At 68.5% G+C, this 15,024-nt stretch carries 16 protein-coding genes and 1 tRNA gene; 14 read left to right on the forward strand and 3 right to left on the reverse strand.

What is annotated here, in order from left to right:
* The 5 genes from ACE3Q8_RS17345 to ACE3Q8_RS17365 all read left to right on the forward strand — a co-directional run.
* Positions 1–192, forward strand: a 192-nt coding sequence (locus tag ACE3Q8_RS17345) for a hypothetical protein (RefSeq protein WP_374471550.1), incomplete at its 5' end; no start/stop codon positions are given.
* Complete coding sequence (locus ACE3Q8_RS17350) at positions 192–650, forward strand: chemotaxis protein CheW (RefSeq protein ID WP_374471551.1); 459 nt, start codon at positions 192–194, stop codon at positions 648–650. The genes ACE3Q8_RS17345 and ACE3Q8_RS17350, both read left to right, overlap by 1 nt.
* 165 nt (positions 651–815) lie before the next feature.
* The gene (locus tag ACE3Q8_RS17355) at positions 816–2,048 is read left to right on the forward strand and encodes a hypothetical protein (protein WP_374471552.1); all 1,233 of its coding nucleotides are present in this window, start codon (positions 816–818) and stop codon (positions 2,046–2,048) included.
* 341 nt (positions 2,049–2,389) lie between these two features.
* The gene (locus ACE3Q8_RS17360) at positions 2,390–3,964 is read left to right on the forward strand and encodes a tyrosine-type recombinase/integrase (RefSeq protein ID WP_374471553.1); all 1,575 of its coding nucleotides are present in this window, start codon (positions 2,390–2,392) and stop codon (positions 3,962–3,964) included.
* 671 nt (positions 3,965–4,635) lie between these two features.
* Positions 4,636–4,929, forward strand: coding sequence for a hypothetical protein (locus ACE3Q8_RS17365; RefSeq protein ID WP_374471554.1), 294 nt, complete (start codon positions 4,636–4,638; stop codon positions 4,927–4,929).
* A 46-nt stretch (positions 4,930–4,975) separates the two neighbouring features.
* On the opposite strand, the gene ACE3Q8_RS17370 is transcribed toward ACE3Q8_RS17365, so the two are convergent.
* Positions 4,976–6,400 carry a PLP-dependent aminotransferase family protein gene (locus tag ACE3Q8_RS17370; RefSeq protein WP_374471555.1) on the reverse strand — a complete coding sequence of 475 codons (1,425 nt, stop codon included), beginning with the start codon at positions 6,398–6,400 and terminating at the stop codon, positions 4,976–4,978.
* 82 nt (positions 6,401–6,482) lie between these two features.
* Here ACE3Q8_RS17370 and ACE3Q8_RS17375 point away from each other — a divergent pair, with 82 nt between their 5' ends.
* The 5 genes from ACE3Q8_RS17375 to ACE3Q8_RS17395 all read left to right on the forward strand — a co-directional run bounded on the left by ACE3Q8_RS17375 (position 6,483) and on the right by ACE3Q8_RS17395 (position 9,654).
* The gene (locus ACE3Q8_RS17375; protein WP_374471556.1) at positions 6,483–6,893 is read left to right on the forward strand and encodes a cupin domain-containing protein; all 411 of its coding nucleotides are present in this window, start codon (positions 6,483–6,485) and stop codon (positions 6,891–6,893) included.
* Positions 6,894–6,905: 12 nt separating this feature from the next.
* Positions 6,906–7,370, forward strand: coding sequence for a carboxymuconolactone decarboxylase family protein (locus tag ACE3Q8_RS17380; RefSeq protein ID WP_374471557.1), 465 nt, complete (start codon positions 6,906–6,908; stop codon positions 7,368–7,370).
* Positions 7,371–7,372: 2 nt separating this feature from the next.
* Positions 7,373–8,134, forward strand: a complete 762-nt coding sequence (locus tag ACE3Q8_RS17385) for an HD domain-containing protein (RefSeq protein ID WP_374471558.1) — start codon at positions 7,373–7,375, stop codon at positions 8,132–8,134.
* A 32-nt stretch (positions 8,135–8,166) separates the two neighbouring features.
* Positions 8,167–8,817, forward strand: a complete 651-nt coding sequence (locus ACE3Q8_RS17390) for an HD domain-containing protein (protein ID WP_374471559.1) — start codon at positions 8,167–8,169, stop codon at positions 8,815–8,817.
* A 117-nt stretch (positions 8,818–8,934) separates the two neighbouring features.
* Positions 8,935–9,654 carry an SDR family oxidoreductase gene (locus ACE3Q8_RS17395; protein ID WP_374471560.1) on the forward strand — a complete coding sequence of 240 codons (720 nt, stop codon included), beginning with the start codon at positions 8,935–8,937 and terminating at the stop codon, positions 9,652–9,654.
* Positions 9,655–9,756: 102 nt separating this feature from the next.
* On the opposite strand, the gene ACE3Q8_RS17400 is transcribed toward ACE3Q8_RS17395, so the two are convergent.
* Together ACE3Q8_RS17400 and ACE3Q8_RS17405 are read right to left on the reverse strand one after the other, a co-directional pair.
* Positions 9,757–10,332, reverse strand: a complete 576-nt coding sequence (locus tag ACE3Q8_RS17400; RefSeq protein WP_374471561.1) for a hypothetical protein — start codon at positions 10,330–10,332, stop codon at positions 9,757–9,759.
* A gap of 132 nt (positions 10,333–10,464) precedes the next feature.
* A tRNA-Thr gene (locus ACE3Q8_RS17405) sits at positions 10,465–10,539 on the reverse strand.
* A gap of 350 nt (positions 10,540–10,889) precedes the next feature.
* Here ACE3Q8_RS17405 and murA point away from each other — a divergent pair.
* From murA to ACE3Q8_RS17425, 4 genes are all read left to right on the forward strand, one after another.
* Complete coding sequence (gene murA, locus ACE3Q8_RS17410) at positions 10,890–12,179, forward strand: UDP-N-acetylglucosamine 1-carboxyvinyltransferase (RefSeq protein WP_374471562.1); 1,290 nt, start codon at positions 10,890–10,892, stop codon at positions 12,177–12,179.
* Between the two features lie 7 nt (positions 12,180–12,186).
* Entirely contained in the window at positions 12,187–12,612 is a 426-nt protein-coding gene (locus ACE3Q8_RS17415; RefSeq protein WP_374471563.1) for a DUF2948 family protein, read from the forward strand.
* A 43-nt stretch (positions 12,613–12,655) separates the two neighbouring features.
* The gene (gene hisD / locus ACE3Q8_RS17420; protein WP_374471564.1) at positions 12,656–13,939 is read left to right on the forward strand and encodes a histidinol dehydrogenase; all 1,284 of its coding nucleotides are present in this window, start codon (positions 12,656–12,658) and stop codon (positions 13,937–13,939) included.
* Positions 13,940–14,008: 69 nt separating this feature from the next.
* Positions 14,009–15,016 carry a fatty acid desaturase gene (locus tag ACE3Q8_RS17425; RefSeq protein ID WP_374471565.1) on the forward strand — a complete coding sequence of 336 codons (1,008 nt, stop codon included), beginning with the start codon at positions 14,009–14,011 and terminating at the stop codon, positions 15,014–15,016.
* The last annotated feature ends 8 nt before the right edge of the window (positions 15,017–15,024 follow it).

The raw sequence follows: 15,024 nt of genomic DNA on the forward strand, positions 1-15,024 counted from the left end.
TTCAAGGTCGACGGCGTCGCCGCCAAGGCCGCGCCGGCCAAGCGCGCCGAGCCGGTGCAGCCGCAGCCGCCGCGAGCGCAAACCGCCCAACCTGCCCCCGCGCGGACGGCGGAGCTTCGCCGCGCCACGGCCGGCGGCGCCGCGCTCAAGCTTGAGCCGGCCGGCCAAGGCGAGAGCTGGGAGGAGTTCTGATGGACGCGGGAGCGAGCCTCTCCGCCGCGCCGGCCGAGCTGATCTCGGTCCGCATCGGCGAGCAACTCTTCGCGCTCGACATCATGGCCGTCCGCGAGATCCGCGGCTGGACCGTCTCCACGCCGCTGCCGCACGCGCCGGACTACGTGCTGGGCATGATCAACCTGCGCGGCGCCGTCCTGCCGGTGGTCGACCTGGCCGGCCTGCTCGGGCTCCAGAAGATCCAGCCGGACGCCTCCTCGGTGGTGGTCGTGGCGGAGGTCGGCGGACGCACCATGGGCCTGCTGGTCGACGCCGTCTGCGACATCATCACGGTGCAGGACGGGGAGCTGAAGCCCGCGCCCGACCTCGGTTCCGACGACCTGGGCTTCGTCAGCGGGGTGATCACGGCGGCCGACGGGATCGTCACGGTTCTGCAGCTCGACGGCGCCCTGCCGGCGGTGGAGGAGGCCGCCTAAGCGGCGGGGCCATGCCGGACGTCGGGGCGAGGCGCCGACCGCTGTCAATTGACGGATCGCTCTCGGCAACGTGTCCGCGTCGGACGTGAACCCGGCTTCCGCTCCTAGCTGCGGGCCTCAATCTGGCACGGGCGATCTGCGCGCCGTCAGTCAGGGGGCACACCGATGAAGGCGGAGATGGAGGCATGGGAGCAGCTCGTGTTCGGAGACACGAGTGGAACGCTGTCCGGCTCTGCGAGAGCGGGTGATCAGGAGCTCGACGTCAGCTCGCAGGGCGTCACAATCCTGGTAGGAGACGCGCGCAACCTCGGCGGTTTCGCGGTCGGAGGCGACGACCGCCTGTCCGCATATGGCTTCGCTCTCGGTGAGGCTATCGGAGACGCGTTCAAACTCACGGCCCAAGCTCGCGGCGGCGACGACGTCGTCGTCGCGCGGGGGGATCAGGCGAGCCGCGCCTTCGGCGACGCCGAGCACATCACCGGAAACGCGGCAGGCGGTGACGACGAGGTGGGCGCCTATTCCCCGCAGAGCGCAAGAGCCTATGGCGATGCGCTGGTGATCAGCGGCGTCGGCCGCGGGGGAAACGACACGGTGAGCGCGGGCGCAAGCCTGCATGGTACGCCCGTCGTGTTCGGAGATGCCGAGCGTCTTGAGGGGACGAGTCACGGCGGAGACGACGTGCTTATCGCGTCGGTTGTCGGCAGCATGATGTGGGGTGACGCGGAATATGTCGGTGCTGGGGCGAGCACCGGGCAGGACCGCTTCGTGATTCCCTACGGCAATGTCTTCGGCTCGACGATCATGGACTTCGAGCCCGGACGAGATGTCGTCGAGCTACGCGGCTATCCGGTCGGCGGATACGACGAGCTGGCCGCCCGGTTCGTTGAGACGTCTTGGGGGGTCGAGATCGACTTCGGGCAAGAGGACACGATCTACCTGCGGGGCGTCACGGCGGACGAGCTCGGTCCCAACGACTTCGAGCTTAGCCGGCTCGTAGACGAGGGCGTTTTCCTGGAGGCTGACCATCCGAGCGCCGTCCATGGCCCCGGTTGGTATTACTTCGCTTCGCCGGGCTCCCAGGCGTTCGTTGGCCATCCCGGTGAACTCGACGTTTACATCCGCGATTTCGGCCTGTTCGGTCTGGGTGACGCGGCAGCGCCACTCGGTGACGACACCATCGACGTGTTCGAACTGGGCCTCGACCGGATCGTCACCCTGAACGCCGGGATCGTGCAGGATGAGAATAACCGGAACGTCATCGTCTCGCGCGAAGGGCAGACGGCGCCAAACGGGGAGTACTTCCCAACGTCCTACTATCAGGATCGCGCCGTGGACGGCGTCGTCAGTGTGACGGAGGTGCCAGGCCAGACGCTCATCCAGGACTTCGTGTTCGCTTGAGCCGATCGCGATTCGGGGAGCTTGCCCGCCTGGCCGCGAGGGCGCGCGTTCAGCGGGGACCGCCGCGCTGCATCGTAGGGTCTGGCGAGGGAATGGTGTTTCCCCAAGCCTGTCGAGGCTTGGGGAAACATGGTGCCGCCGGGCAGGATTGAACTGCCGACCTCAGCCTTACCAACTCGCATAACATGTTTTGCGAAAATGCGGCGAGCTGCGAAAATTCACTAGAAACATTGACTTACGCCTTCGGCTTCACGACGCTGCGCGACCTGATTTCCGTCCCGGCGCTTACTATGTGCTTACTAGAAGCGCCGGGCGGCGGCCATACGACCGGAGGCCCCCGGGTGCCAAACGACGCTCGCGCCAGGCTCACCAGACGCCTCGTGGAGGCGCTTCAACCCGCCGCGAAGGATCGCTTCGTCTGGGACTCCGAGGTCACCGGCTTCGGCGTGAAGGTCGCCGCCTCAGGCCTTCGAACCTACGTCCTGCAGTATCGTTTCGGCGGACGCGCGCGTCGCTTCAGCATCGGCGCCCATGGATCGCCCTGGACGGTGGAGACCGCGCGGGACCAGGCGCGGGTCCTGCTCGGCCGGATCGCCGGCGGCTGCGATCCCCAGGAGGAGAAGCAGGGCGCCCGGCGCGACCTCACCGTGGCCGAGCTCTGCGACCTCTACCTCTGCGAAGGCCTGGTCACCCGCAAGCCTTCGTCGATCGCCTCGGCCCGCGCCGACATCGAGAATCACATCAAGCCCTTGCTTGGGGCCAAGCGCGCCGCCCTCGTGACGCGCCAGGACGTCGAGCGGCTGCTGATCGATGTGGCGGCCGGAAAGACGGCGCGCCGCGCGCGCACCTCCAGGCGCCGGGGGCTCGCGCGGGTGCGGGGCGGGCAGGGCGCCGCCAACGCCGCCGTCGTGACGCTCTCGGCGGCGTTCAGCTTCGGCATGGGCCGGCAGGTCCGGCCGGACAACCCGGCGCAGGGAGTGCGGCGCTTCCCGGAGAAGAAGATCGAACGCTTCCTCTCGCCGGCCGAACTCGCGCGTCTCGGCGAGGTGCTGGCCGCCGCGGAGAGCCTGGGCGTCGAGAGCCCCTACGCGCTTGCCGCCATCAAGCTCCTCATGCTCACCGGCTGCCGCAAGAACGAGATCCTGACCCTGAAGCGCAACCACGTCGATCTTCACCACCGCTGCCTGCGCCTTCCGGACAGCAAGACGGGCGCGAAGGTCGTGCACCTCGGCGCGCCGGCGGTGGCGCTGATCGCCCGGATCCCCGAGACAGCGGGCAATCCGTACCTGCTGCCCGGGCGCAACGGCGTCGGCCACTTGGTCGACCTTCAGGCGACCTGGGAGCGGATCCGCACGGCGGCGGGGCTCGAGGATGTCCGCATCCACGATCTCCGGCACTCCTTCGCCAGCGTCGGCGCCACGACCGGCGACAGCCTGCTGATCATCGGCGCGCTGCTCGGCCATCGGAGCGCCAAGACAACGGAGCGCTACGCCCATCTCTCGGATCATCCGATCAAGGGCGCCGCCGACCGCATTTCCGCGGAGATCGCGCGCATGCTGGGCCTCTTCGAGCGGGCCGACGCCGGTTCAGCCGCCCCGCCCCCCGCTCCGCCGCCGCTCAGCGCTCGACCTGTCCTGGGCGATGTCGTCCAGGCGCGCTGGCTCGACACGCCTGCGGCCGCCGCCTTCCTGGGCAACACCGTGGGCACGCTCCAGACCTGGCGCTGGATGGGCGTGGGCCCGAGCTTCCGGCGCATCGGGCGGCGGATCGTCTACGCACGGGCGGACCTGCAGGCATGGCAACGGGAACATGGCCATGCACCCGCCGCAGCCGGCGCCGAGTTGGGCGAGAACGTCATCTCTCTGGCGGCGGCCCGCCAGAACGGGCGGGGAGGGCGCGCAGCCGGTCACGTCTAGCGCCGAATGCCGCGCGAGCACCTTCCAAGCCGCTGAGCGCGTACGACTGCACGGCGCATCGGCGACTCCGACCCCAGGCGTAAGATCTCGCATCCCCGCCTGCCGCAGAGGACACTGCCCAGCAACAGCGAAGAGGAAACGATGATGTCTTGCCGGAAAGACAGAAGAACAAATGCGACGGCAAGATAAAAGGGCGCAGGACCCTGCGGGCCTAGGCGGCTGTGGGTGTTGAGGTTTCCGCGGGACCTTGAAAAGGGCCAGGGTCCCGCGGCGGACGAAAACGCCAGCCGCATCAACCCACATCGCGGGACCAGCCGCCGCCGCAGCCGCTTCGTTCACGAAGGGGAAGAGGCTTTCGCGACACGCCGAGCCAGCGCCGGCCGGCGGGAGCGGGTCAGGGCTGGCGCCGCCAGGCGCCACCGCGAAGCGGCGGCGAAGCCGGCCTTGACGCGCTCGCAGAGCCGGCCGGCACGCTCGCGCGCCGAGCGATAGCCGCGCCGCCGCCGCAGCCGCCACCAGGAGGTTTCAGCGGGCCCACGAAGGCAGCCAGCCCGGCCGCGCAATTCGCTGGCACCCTCCAGGGCGCCGAGCTGAGCCTCCGGACGTCAGCTATGGGTGGATTGCGGACCTTCTCCGGTTAAGCTTCACCGATGCGCAGAAATCGGTTCCCCGTGATCTCTGGCTGGCCTGCTGTTCTGCTGGCGCCTCTCGTGGCGCCGATCGCTCTTTTGGCGCAACTGCTCCCGGGCAAGAAGACGATCGACCGAACTCCGGAGGAGGTCGTTGGCTTCATCGAGGACTTCTTGGAAGGCACTGGCGGCGATTGGGATTGGGACGAGTTCGAGAGCGTGCCAATTACCGATCCGACGCTGGAAGCGATACGCATCCGAGCCACAACGCCGGGCGTGGAGCTGTCAGACCTTCTCCAGGAAGCGCGACAAATCGCTAGCGCGAGGTCTGCTTAGGGTCGAGAGCGGACCTTGGCGACGTCGGCTCCCCGGCGGGTGGCAGCTAATTCGGCGAACCTTGGATTGACCCGACGAGTCTTTCGCAAATCCGGTCGAGGTGCCTAGTCGGTGCGGTGGCAACACCGAGCAGCAGCGCGGACTTGGCTCCGTCCGTCGAGGCATACCAAGGCGAGAGCGGCGTCGGCGATACGCCGAAGCTTGAAGCCTCAGTGGCCAACCGCACGTCGGAAATCGACTCCGGCAGCCTCAGCATGACGGACAGCCCCGCAGTCGCCAGTTGATCACCCGGAACGAGCGTCCGAAGGCGCTCCATGACAGCTTGCCGCCTGGCGGCGTACGCGCGTTTCGTGCGCCGGAGGTGGCGGATGTAGTGCCCTTCGCGGATGAAGTCTGCGATGGCCCATTGAAGCGACGGGCCGGGGGGCGGCGCGAGGCAGGCCGCCGTCTCAGCGAACCTGGAGACGAGCTCGACGGGCGCGACCACGAACCCGAGCCTGAGGCCGGGGCTGATCGTCTTGCTGAACGAGCCGATGTGGATTACCCGACCGCCGCGGTCGAGGGAGGCGAGCGCGGGCGCAGCTCTCCCCGAGAGCTGCAGCTCGCTGAGGTAGTCGTCCTCCACGACCCAGGCGTTCTCGGACGACGCCCACTCCAGCAGTCGAAGCCGCCGGTCCAGCGACAAGGCCCCGCCAAGGGGCGCCTGCTGGCCCGGAGTCACCAAGGCGAGCTTGGCGTCGCCATGCACGCGCAGGCCGTGATCGAGATCGATCCCATCCTTGTCCACGGGTATGGGCGCCAGCGAAAGGCCAGCCAGCTCGAGCGCCTTCCGCGACCATGGGAAACCCGGGTCTTCCATCCATGCCTTGCAGCCGGCGAGACGGAGGACGTGTAGCGCCAAGCCGAGGCCGCCAGCGAACCCAGCGGTGATGATCACCTGGGAAGCCGCACAGGAGATCCCTCGAGCGACGGCGAGATAGGCTGCGATTTCGCGCCTGAGCTCAGGCTCCCCCCGCGGGTCGGGATACAGCGGCGGTGCGCTCGCCTCCGCCCGCACTGCGCGCCCGCGCAGCCGGGACAGGAGGGTCGCGGGGAATATGTCGAGCGCCGGCACGCCCATCTGGAAGTGCGCGGGGCCGCGGATCATCTCCTCATAGGTGGCGATGAACGGGCCGGCATCGACAGGCTCCGCGAGGGCTCCGTGGGCGCTCGGCCGCGGCGCGACGCGGGTGCCGGAGGCGCGGGAAGCTACGACCAACTGTGCGGCGGCCAGCTTCTCGTAAGCGATCCGCACGGTGCCCCGAGCCACGCCGAGCTGCGTTGCCAGGTCCTGCCAGGAGGGTAGGCGCGCACCCGGGCTCAAGACCCCCTCATGGATGGCGTTTGCGATCCCCAGCTGGATCTGCTCGGCCAAAGAGGGTTTCGCCGAGCGGTCGAGCTTCAAGTCCAGGGCATTGGTCATCGCGGTCATAGTACAGCGATTTCGCACATTCTTGGTGCTTATCGGTGAACCAACGAAAGCCAATCTTCAGGCTCCCAGGAGGGACAGGCGCATGAAGATTCAAACCCCTATCGCCGCGGCCGGCATGGCCTTGCTGCTGGCGTTCCCCGCTGCGGCTCACCCGGCGCGCGAGACGGTCACGCCGAAGTTCGATCAGGCGATCCCGAACGTGCCCGGCAAGTCGCTCATCGTGGTGGAAGTCGACTACGCCCCCGGCGCGGCGTCGCCCTCGCACACCCACGCCAAGTCCGCCTTCATCTACGCCTACGTGCTCGCCGGCGAGGTCGAGTCGAAGGTCGATGACGCGCCGGTCCGCGTGTACCGGGCTGGCGAAGGTTGGTTCGAGGCTCCGAACGCGCGCCACCAGATCAGCCGCAATGCGAGCAAGACGGTGCCGGCGAAGCTGCTCGCCGTCTTCGTCGTCGACAGCGGCGACACGAAACTCACCACCCCCGACCATTAGAGGAACGAAATCATGGCCAAGAGGCTCGACTACGCTCAGGTCGCTCCGAACGGCGCGAAGGCGCTCGGCGGCGTGTACGGCTACGTCCTACAGAGTGGACTGCCCGGCGATCTGGTGGATCTGGTCTACCTTCGGGTGTCGCAGATCAACAACTGCGCCTACTGCTTAGATATGCACACGCGGGAACTGCTGAAGCGCGGTGTGACGGTGGAGAAGCTGGCGCTCGTTCAGGCTTGGGCTGAAGGTGGCGCGCTCTTCAGCCGTGAAGAACGTGCGGCGCTCGCCTGGGCCGAAGCCGTCACGCTCGTCGCGCAGACCGGCGTTCCCGACAGCGCCTACGACGCGGCGCGGGAGGTCTTCGACCAGAAACAGCTCGTCGACCTCACCCTCGCGATCAGCCTGATGAACAGCTACAATCGTATGGCCATCAGCTTCCGCAACACGCCTCAGGCGGTCGCGGACCTGGGTGGAGACTGATCATGGCGCTCTCGAAGGCGCTGATCGCCACAGCAGCCGCGCTGGCGATCGCCGGGGCGGCACAGGCCGGCGGCAGCCCTGCGGAAACCGGGCTGCCCAAGCCGGCGAACTCGGCGCCAGCCGCAGAGGTGGCTGGCGTCGTCATCCCGGATGGGCCCTTAGCCGCTGCGGCGGCCCAAGCGGTTCGCGGCGCCGAAAGCGAGCTGGTCTATCAGCACTCGCTGCGGGTCTACCATTGGGCGACCCTTGCGGCGAAGCGTAGAGGGCTCGCGGTCGACCCGCAGCTGCTCTACGTGGCGTCGCTGTTTCATGACTTCGGGCTCACGGACCGCTACCGGAACAGCCATCTGAGGTTCGAGGTGGATGGCGCCAACGCCGCCCGCGAGTTCCTGCTCCGCCACGGCGCGTCAGCGGAAGAGGCGCAAAGGGTCTGGCTGGCGATCGCGCTCCACACCACCAACGGCGTCTCGTCGCAGCTCGAGCCCATGGCGGCGGTGTTGGCGGAGTCCGCCAACATGGATCTGGTCGCCGCTGGCTATGACGCCTTCACGCCGGGCGAAAGACGCGCGGTCGAGGCGGCATTCCCGCGTGAGCCGGACTTTGCGGAAGGCTTTCTGCAGACGCTTTACGAGGGCCTGAAGCACCGACCCGAAACGACGCAGGGTACAGGGCTGGCCGATGTCATGGCCTACAAGGATCCTGCCTTTCGCCGTCGCGATTTCAGCGTCCTTGTGCGGACCTCGCGCTGGACGGCCAAGCCGTGACCGCCCAGCCCTCAGGCCAATGGGGTCTTGCGATGCGCCGTGAGGTTTTCGGCGTCAGGGTTCCTGACAGCGCGCTGGCGCGGAACGTGACCGCCTACGTCCGCGACGTGGAGGGCAGCCTGCTCTTCCGTCACTCGCTGCGGGTCTACTTCTGGGGCGCCCTGAAGGGCCGGCGCATGGGCATGACCTTCGACGCCGAGCTGCTCTACGCCGCCGCCATGTTCCACGATATCGGGCTGACGGCAGCGTTTCGCGAAAGCCAGCTGCGCTTCGAGGTCGACGGGGCGAATGCCGCCCGCGAGTTCCTACGCGGCCACGGCGTACCGGAAGCGGACCTCCAGACGGTGTGGAACGCCATCGCCCTGCACACCACGCCGGGGATTCCGGAATTCATGGGGTCCGAGATTGCCCTGGTCCAAGCGGGCGCGGGCATGGATGTCGCAGGACGCGGGTTCGACGAATTCACCGAGGCGGAGCGCAGCGCCGTCGTTGCCGCCGCGCCCCGGGAACGACACTTCGAGCACGGCATCATCAACGCCTTCTACGAAGGCATGAAACATCGCCCCGGCAGCACGTTCGGGACCTTCAACGACGACGTCCTCGCCTACAAGGACCCAGACTTCCGCAGGACCGACATGTGCAGCGTCATCCTGTCTTCAGCCTGGGCGGCTCGGGCGCGCTGACGCGCGCCCGTCTCATCCGATCAGGTCGCCGGGCGTCGGAGCTGCCGCCCCCCGGCGCCTCATGCGCGGCCCACATCGTGACCCGGGGCGCTACATGACCATTGGAGCAAGAGATCGATGATCGAACGCACTTTCCTCGTGACAGGCGCCAGCAAGGGCATCGGCCGCGCGGTTTCGGAGCGGCTGGCGAAGGCGGGCCATCGCGTGGTTGGCATCGCTCGCGGTGCGGATGCCGGTTTCCCGGGTGAACTTGTATCCCTTGACCTGGCTGACACTCAGCGAGCCCAAGACGTGTTCGCCGAACTTGCGGGGACTTATGCCTTCGACGGCGTCGTCAACAACGCTGGCTTGGCCCGACTGGCCCCCCTTGGCCGCATCGAGGTGGCCGATGCTGACGATCTCTTCCGGATGAACGTGCATCCAGCGATCGTCGCCACGCAGGCGGTGCTGCCGACTTTCCGGGAGAAGGGGTGGGGGCGTATCGTCAACGTGACCAGTCTTGTGGTGACCGGGACGCCTCTGCGCAGCGCCTACGCCGCGGCGAAGGCGGCGCTGAACAGCCTTACCCGCACGTGGGCGATGGAGTTGGCGGACACGGGCGTCACGGTCAATGCTGTCGCGCCAGGTCCCGTCGAGACGGAACTCTTCCGTCGCAATACGCCTGTCGGAAGCGAGGCTGAGGCGCGGTTCCTGTCGATGATCCCGATGCGGCGACTGGGCAAACCCGACGAGATCGCCGCCACCATCGAATTCCTGTTGTCGGAGGACGCCGGCTTCATCACGGGGCAGACGGTCTTCGTCGACGGCGGCGGTTCGATCGGGAGAGTTGCCGCCTGACCCGCAACCGCCTTTCCTGCCAGGCCAGCGGAGTCCGCTGCCGGCCCTAGGGTCCGCTTCCCGCCTCTAAGCCAATGTCCGCTAACGCCCCATAGCGGACCTTCAAAAGACGATACGCCCGAGTGCCGTAGCGATGTTTCCGTTCTCGTGTGGGCCTTCGTCGGTGTGAATACGGAGCGAGGCTCCGTTGCTGAACTTCAGGGTCAGGCGAAGTGACTCAGCCTCAAGCTCAGAGATGCGTTCCTGTAGAAGTTCGCGCATGTAGACAGGCGCGGTGTCGCGATCCTCTCCCGCGTGATGCTCATGGGCCTGCCCGCGCGCGTCGAGGTGCTCAAACCTGCCCTCGATGGTGATCTGCCCCTCGTCCGCAAAGCGAAGCTGGACCGACCAAGGATCGAGGCAGATTTGGCCGACTTCCTTCCCGATAAGGAAGTGCAATTCGGAGGCGGGAGGGAACGGGTGCATGCGAACAAGCTGTGGCAAGCCGAGCGCTCGTACAACGCCCCTAGCCGACTTAGAAAAGTCGGCCGCGGGCGTCCACGTCCAACCGTCGTTCCGCAGAGTGAAGTCAGTGTCGGCTTCCGCCTCTGAGCGGCGTGGGAACGTTCCGGCCTTGCCCGAACCCGCCGAGCCGAACGACGACAAACGGTCGTGATTCGGTTGGTAGTCGGCCTTCAACCTCGAGGATCGGAGCCTAATCTCACGGAAAAATGGCTCTCCGGGCGCTTACTATGTGCTTACTAGCGCGCTGACGGGACACCAATTGGGGAAGTGGCGTTTCCCCAAGCCTTTGAAAGGCTTGGGGAAACATGGTGCCGCCGGGCAGGATTGAACTGCCGACCTCAGCCTTACCAAGGATGCGCTCTACCACTGAGCTACGGCGGCGAAAGGCGAGGCGGGGCATATAGCGGGACGACTCGGGCTCGTGAAGCCCCCATCGACGGCAAATTTGCTTGACGCCCCGGACCGGTCGCCGCACCGCAGGGGAGATGGCCGCCGACGACAAGCCCAACAGACACCCGCCTGACAGCCGGGAAGCGAAGCTCGCGCAAGCGCTCCGCGCCAACCTGCGGCGACGCAAGGCGCCTCCGCCCGCGACGTCGGCGAAACCTGCACCGGAACAGGACGAGAAGGGCTGAGCAGCGCCCTTTGCGAGCTCGCGGCCGCACGCTAGATAGCGCCGCGAAGGGCCGACCCCGCGATTTCCGCACAAGCGTCGCCTCGAAGGACTGGGATTGGACCGCATCGCCATCACCGGCGGCGCTCGCCTGCAGGGAGAAATCCCCATCAGCGGCGCCAAGAACTCCGCCATCAAACTGATGGCGGCGAGCCTGCTCACGGACGAGCCGCTGCGGCTCACCAACATGCCGCGCCTGGCCGACACCCGCTTCCTCGGCAAGCTGCTGCAGCGGCTGGGGACCGAGGTCGTCGAGTCGGAGCTGGAGAGCGGCTCCGAGACCCTGCTGACCACGCGCGAGATTGTCTCGGGCTTTGCGCCCTATGACCTCGTCCGGCAGATGCGGGCGTCATTCAACGTGCTCGGCCCGCTACTGGCCCGCAGCGGCCAGGCGAAGGTCTCGCTGCCGGGCGGCTGCACCATCGGCGCGCGTCCGGTGGACCTGCACCTGAAGGCGCTGGAGGCGCTGGGCGCGCGCATCGACCTGCACGAGGGCTACGTCTACGCCCAGGCGCCGCGCGGCCTGAAGGGCGGCGAGATCGACTTCCCGTTCGTGTCGGTGGGCGCCACGGAGCATGCGCTGCTGGCCGCCGTGCTGGCGGACGGGGACACGGTGATGACCAACGCGGCCCAGGAGCCCGAGATCGTCGACCTCGCCGAGTGCCTCAACAAGATGGGCGCGAAGATCACCGGCGCGGGGACGTCCACCATCCGGATCCAGGGCGCGACGAGCCTGAGCGGCGCGACCCACGCGGTGCTGCCGGACCGGATCGAGACCGGCACCTATGCGCTGGCCGCGGCGATGGCGGGCGGCGAGGTGCGGCTGACCCGGACCCGCAGCGACTTCATCGCGGCCCTGATCGACAAGCTGGTCGAGGCCGGCGTCGAGGTGACCGCCCACAACGATGGTTTGACGGTGAAGCGCAACGGCGGGCGGCTGCGCGCCGTTGAGCTGGAGACCGATCCCTATCCCGGGTTCGCGACCGACCTGCAGGCCCAGTTCATGGCGCTGATGACCCTGGCGGAGGGCGAGAGCATCATCCGCGAGACGATCTTCGAGAACCGCTTCATGCACGCGCCCGAGCTGCGGCGCCTGGGCGCCGACATCACGGTGCACGGCGGCGAGGCGCGGGTCAGGGGGGTGGAAGCCCTGGAGGGCGCGCAGGTCATGGCCACCGACCTTCGCGCCTCGGTCAGCCTGGTGATCGCCGGACTCGCCGCGCGCGGGGAGACTGTGGTCAACCGGGTGTACCACCTGGACCGCGGCTTCGAGCGTCTGGAGGAGAAGCTGAGCGCCTGCGGCGCGCAGATCCGCCGCATCCAGGGCGATGGCGAGGCGGAGGACTGAGCCGAGCATGGCCGATCCGACCCCGCTCCGTCTGCTGGCCCAGGACGAGGAGGACCTCGCGGTCATCTCGGCCGCCCTGCAGGACGCCGTCGCCAAGGTCGGCGACATCCAGTTCGAGCCGAAGGCGCGCCGCCTGACCCTAGCCTTCAATCGCTTCCGCTGGGAGGCGGGCAAGGGGGAGCGGGTCCGCACGGCCCTGCAACTCGGCGGCGTGCTGAAGGTGGAGGCGCGCAAGATCCGGCGCGATGCGCCCGACGCCGTACTCGAGGTCCTGGCCGTCACCTTCGAGCCCGGGGAGGCGCCAGGCGGGGTCGTGACCCTGAGCTGCGCGGGGGGCGGGGATATCCGGGCGACGGTGGAGTGCATCGAGGCGGTGCTCGCCGATGTCTCCAGCCCCTGGCCAACGCCGCGCACGCCGAAGCACGAACTCTAGTCGCGCATGGCGCTTCGCCCCGCGCGTCGCTAAGTAGCGCGCCATGCGCCGCTTCCGCTTCACCGATCCTGGCTTCCGAGCCGTCTTCGCCGCCTTCGTCGAAGAGCGGCGGGAGACGCCCGAGGAGGTGGACGCCATCGTTCGCGACGTGGTGGCCGCGGTGCGGAGCGAGGGGCTGGAGGCGCTGCTGCGCTTCGCCCGCGAGTTCGACAAGGTCGAGCTGGACGCGCAGTCGCTGCGGGTGAGCGAGGCCGAGATCGCCGAGGGCGCCGCCGCCTGTTCCTCCGAAGTACGCGAGGCGATCGCCTTCGCCGCCGGCCGCATCCGCGCCTACCACGAGCGCCAGCGCCCCGCCGACCAGCACTTCACAGATGAAGCGGGCGTCGAGCTCGGCTGGCGATGGGGACCGCTGGACGCCGTCGGGGTCTACGTACCCGGCGGCCGGGCCGCCTATCCCTCCACCGTGCTGATGAACGCCGTTCCGGCCGCCGCCGCGGGCGTGGGCCGTATTGCGATGGTCACGCCGCCGGGCCGGCTGCAGCCCGCGGTGCTCGCCGCCGCCCAGGCCGCCGGCGTGACCGAGATCTGGCGTGTCGGCGGCGCCCAGGCCGTCGCCGCCCTGGCCTACGGCGCAGGGCCGATCCGCCCGGTGGACAAGATCGTCGGCCCAGGCAACGCCTTCGTCACGGCCGCCAAGCGGCGGGTCTACGGCGCCGTCGGCATCGACGCCCTGGCTGGCCCCTCCGAGATCGTGGTCGTGGCCGACGGAGCGAACGATCCGGAGTGGATCGCCGCCGACCTGCTGTCCCAGGCCGAGCACGATCCCGCCGCCCAATCCATCCTGATCACCGACGACGAGGCGTTCGCCGCCCGCGTCGAAGCCGCCGTCCAGGCGCAACTCGCCACGCTCGCCACAGGCGAGGACGCGGCGGCGTCGTGGCGCGACCACGGCGCCGTGGTCATCGCGCCGCTGGACGAGGCGCCGCCGCTGGTCGACCTCATCGCCCCCGAACACGTGGAGTTCGCCGTCGAGGAACCCGAGCGGCTGGCCGCGCGCGTGCGGCACGCCGGGGCGATGTTCCTCGGCCGGCACGCGCCGGAAGCCATCGGGGATTACGTCGCCGGCTCCAACCACGTGCTGCCGACCAGTCGCGCCGCCCGGTTCTCGTCCGGCCTCTCGCTGTACGACTTCCTGAAGCGCACCTCGTTCGTGAAGTGCGACGAGGCCGCCTTCGCGGCGCTCGCACCAGCCACGGTGGCGCTGGCCGAAGCGGAAGGGCTGCCGGCCCACGCCCGCTCGGCGGCGATCCGCATGGGCCGCGGCTGAGACCGGAACCGCCGCATTCAAACCTTGTTTCTGGGGCACGGCAGCGCGCCGCCTCAATTGGGAAGATCCATGCCACCCGACGCGACCTCCGCCAGCGCCTGGTCCAAGAAGCTCGTCGCCTACAGGACGCCCAAGACGGGACGGAGCGTATTGGAGATCGTCGTCACGGCGGTTCCGTTGCTCGCCATCTGGGGCTTGGCCTGGCTGCTGCATGGGCGCGGGCTTTGGTGGGCCGCCCTGCTGCTGGCCGTACCGGCCTCCCTGTTCCTCGTGCGGCTGTTCATGATCCAGCACGACTGCGGCCACCAGGCGTTCTTCGGAGAGCGGCGGGCCAACGACTGGGTCGGCCGGATCATCGGGGTCTTCACCCTGACGCCCTATGACTACTGGCGCCAGACGCACGCCATCCACCACGCCACCTCCGGCAACCTTGACCGCCGCGGGCTGGGCGCGATCGAGATGCTGACGGTCGCGGAATACAAGGCTTTGCCGGCGCACCGGCGGCTGGGCTACCGCCTCTACCGCCATCCGGCGGTGATGTTCGGCCTGGGTCCCGCCTTCGTCTTCTTCCTGATGAACCGTCTGCCGATCGGCATGATGCGCCAGGGCTGGCGGCCCTGGGCGAGCGTGCTCGGCAACACTCTCGCGGTGGTGATCGGGCTCGGGACGCTCGTCTGGCTGTTCGGCCCGGCGCCGGTGCTGATCGTCAACGCCGCGACCATGCTCCTGGCGGCCACCATCGGGGTCTGGCTCTTCTACATCCAGCACCAGTTCGAAGGCGCCGAGTGGTCCCGCAACGGCGTTTGGACACGGGACGCGGCGGCGCTGGCCGGCAGTTCCCACTACGACCTGCCGCCCGTGCTGCGGTGGTTCACCGCCAACATCGGCATCCACCACGTGCACCACCTGTCGAGCCGCATCCCGTTCTACCGACTGCCGAAGGTGCTGCAGGACAATCCGGAGCTCGCGCCCATGAGCCGGGTCGGCCTGCTGGAGAGCTTCCGCTGCGCAAAACTGGCACTGTGGGACGAGTCGCAGGGCCGTCTGGTGTCGTTCCGCGAGGCGCGGCGGGTCTGACCGCCAGG

Source organism: Phenylobacterium sp. (genome assembly GCF_041913825.1).
Taxonomy (GTDB): Bacteria; Pseudomonadota; Alphaproteobacteria; order Caulobacterales; family Caulobacteraceae; genus Phenylobacterium.

What these genes read in the sequence shown, in the direction of transcription:
- ACE3Q8_RS17370 (WP_374471555.1), bottom strand. Translation starts at nt 6,400, where the DNA reads ATGACCGCGATGACCAATGCCCTGGACTTGAAGCTCGACCGCTCGGCG.
- ACE3Q8_RS17350 (WP_374471551.1), top strand. Translation starts at nt 192, where the DNA reads ATGGACGCGGGAGCGAGCCTCTCCGCCGCGCCGGCCGAGCTGATCTCG.
- hisD (WP_374471564.1), top strand. Translation starts at nt 12,656, where the DNA reads ATGCGCCGCTTCCGCTTCACCGATCCTGGCTTCCGAGCCGTCTTCGCC.
- ACE3Q8_RS17415 (WP_374471563.1), top strand. Translation starts at nt 12,187, where the DNA reads ATGGCCGATCCGACCCCGCTCCGTCTGCTGGCCCAGGACGAGGAGGAC.
- ACE3Q8_RS17380 (WP_374471557.1), top strand. Translation starts at nt 6,906, where the DNA reads ATGGCCAAGAGGCTCGACTACGCTCAGGTCGCTCCGAACGGCGCGAAG.
- ACE3Q8_RS17395 (WP_374471560.1), top strand. Translation starts at nt 8,935, where the DNA reads ATGATCGAACGCACTTTCCTCGTGACAGGCGCCAGCAAGGGCATCGGC.
- ACE3Q8_RS17385 (WP_374471558.1), top strand. Translation starts at nt 7,373, where the DNA reads ATGGCGCTCTCGAAGGCGCTGATCGCCACAGCAGCCGCGCTGGCGATC.
- ACE3Q8_RS17425 (WP_374471565.1), top strand. Translation starts at nt 14,009, where the DNA reads ATGCCACCCGACGCGACCTCCGCCAGCGCCTGGTCCAAGAAGCTCGTC.
- ACE3Q8_RS17375 (WP_374471556.1), top strand. Translation starts at nt 6,483, where the DNA reads ATGAAGATTCAAACCCCTATCGCCGCGGCCGGCATGGCCTTGCTGCTG.
- ACE3Q8_RS17390 (WP_374471559.1), top strand. Translation starts at nt 8,167, where the DNA reads ATGCGCCGTGAGGTTTTCGGCGTCAGGGTTCCTGACAGCGCGCTGGCG.
- ACE3Q8_RS17355 (WP_374471552.1), top strand. Translation starts at nt 816, where the DNA reads ATGAAGGCGGAGATGGAGGCATGGGAGCAGCTCGTGTTCGGAGACACG.